The 2287-nt window shown below is 43.7% G+C and carries 2 tRNA genes and 1 pseudogene; all 3 read right to left on the reverse strand.

Features of this window, described 5'->3' with window-relative positions:
* Nucleotide 1 precedes the first annotated feature (1 nt).
* The 3 genes and pseudogenes from R7E78_RS23925 to R7E78_RS23935 all read right to left on the reverse strand — a co-directional run bounded on the left by R7E78_RS23925 (nt 2) and on the right by R7E78_RS23935 (nt 2286).
* Nucleotides 2-77, reverse strand: a tRNA-Phe gene (locus R7E78_RS23925).
* A 232-nt stretch (nt 78-309) separates the two neighbouring features.
* A pseudogene (locus R7E78_RS23930) lies at nt 310-1935 on the reverse strand (methyl-accepting chemotaxis protein).
* Nucleotides 1936-2210: 275 nt separating this feature from the next.
* Nucleotides 2211-2286: transfer RNA gene (locus tag R7E78_RS23935), tRNA-Asn, on the reverse strand.
* Nucleotide 2287 lies beyond the last annotated feature (1 nt).

A 2287-nucleotide genomic window follows, 5' to 3' on the forward strand; every position in this document is an offset into this window, starting at 1 on the left:
GTGGTGCCCGGAGGCGGAATCGAACCACCGACACGAGGATTTTCAATCCTCTGCTCTACCGACTGAGCTATCCGGGCGACGAGGTGTATTAAAAGGCTTTTCGGCTTTCAGGTCAACAATAAAATTAAAATAAAATATCGTTTGATGAATTTGTGCTCGGAGTGGGCTGTTTTTATGCGTTTTTAGCAGCAATGCGCCATGCTTTAAGCGATGTTTTAACATTGATAGTGTGTTCACTTGCAAAATAAAGGCGAAAAAACAAAAAAGCACGTCTGAAAACGTGCTTTTTATTGAACAATTGACTTTAAACTAGTGCTTTACTGAGAACTTGTTTACCCAACCTTCTAGCTCATTCGCTAGTGAAGCTAAACTTTGAGTACTTGATTGGCTCTCGGTTACGACAGAGTTGAGTTGGCCTCCGCTTTCCTCGATAAGGTTTATGCGTAGCGCAATATCATCGCTAACCTGCGTCTGCTCAGCGGCAGCAGTAGCGATCTGCTGGCTCATTGTGGTGATAGATTCTAACGCCGTTACAATTTGCTGTAGAGCTTCAGAGGCATTCTTAGACTCTGTAACAGTGCTTTCACTGGTTTCTGCACATATTTCCATTGTGTGAATGGCATTGCGAGAGCCTTCTTGCAGATTGGAGATCATATACTGAATCTCTTTTGTGCTGTCTTGTGTGCGTCCTGCTAGGTTGCGTACCTCATCAGCAACGACTGCGAAGCCTCGGCCTTGTTCTCCAGCACGTGCTGCTTCAATGGCTGCATTGAGTGCCAATAGGTTTGTTTGCTCTGCAATATCACCAATCACATCGAGCACTTTTACAATATTATTTACATCCTGATCTAGATCGGCGACCGCTTTACTCGCAGTATTTAATTGAGAAGCTAAACCTTGAATGTTTTCAACCGTGTTATGAATGAGTTTCTGAGTATGTTGGCTTTGTTTGTCAGCCTCGTCCGTATTGTTTGCGGTGTCGCTTGCTGAATTGGCAACATGGTTGGCTGAAGATGCCATTTCAGTCATCGCAGTGGCAATCATCGCCGTTGATTGCTGCTGAGATACGGTAAGATCGGCAATCGTATTTGATCGAGCCTCTACGGCAAACAACTCTGCGCGCAGTGCATGCATAGACTTCTCTAGGTTTGTCACCATAGTAGCTAGTGATTGACTCATATCTTGCACGGCACGATAGATACTTCCTCTCGGTGCCACAGTATCAAAACTGGTCTGAATGTCTCCTTGAGCGACAGCTTGAACTGCTTTGCGCACGTCGTTAGGCTCTCCACCAAGTAGATTAAGCATTTTGCGAATCGAAATGATCAGGCCACTTAGAATACTTCCCGCGATAATCAGACACAGCACAAGCTGCCATTGTGCTGTCGACCAAAAACGTGCGTTAACTTCATTAAAGCCAATACCTGTACCTACAACCCAGCCCCAGTGTGGTGTTTTTTCTGCTATCGAGTGTTTTTCTTCAATGCTGCCATCTGCTTGTTTTTGGCTCCAGGTATATTCAACGATCTGACCTGTTTTGTGCCCCAATACATCTAGAATGAGTTGGCCTACGCTATTACCACTGCCATCTCTAAAGTCATGGAAGCTGGTTCCGTGCAGTTGAGGGTCTAGTGGTGCGGCGATGAACATCATATTTTCATCTGCGACATAAACGTATTCGTTGTCTTTGTAGATATTGTTACGAAGTAGGCGAGTGGCTAATGCTTTCGCTTCGTCTTCCGGCATTTTGCCTTCGATAGCCATCTTTTCTACTTCGGTAAGTATGCTGTACGCACTTTTAAATAGCTCAGTAACTCGAGCTTTGTTATCAAGGTTACTTGCGACGCGAAGTGTCTATAAGCCCGTTGCGGTCAGAGCTAGGAGAGCTAGCAATATGATCGCAGATAATAAATAGGCTTGAGTTTTTAGTTTCATATTTAGCTCACAAATAAAGTGTTATCACTATGCAAGGCATAGCTAAAAGAAGAAATGTAATAACTCGGGCATCTTAGTGAAGATAAATATGCTCGGATACTAATGCGTATTGAAATTACGATGAGGATTAAATTTTTATCGTGAAATAAGTGTTTTTGAAGAAAGGATTTAATGTTCGCTGATGTTTAGAAATGAAGTACAGATAAATGGGAAAGTGAGAAATGACGTATAAAGTAGATACAAAAAAGCCGCATCAAGTGATGCGGCTTTAAAAGTGGCTCCTCCTGCTGGGCTCGAACCAGCGACCTGCGGATTAACAGTCCGTCGCTCTACCAACTGAGCTAAGGAGGAA

The organism is Vibrio sp. YT-19(2023), assembly GCF_033337395.1.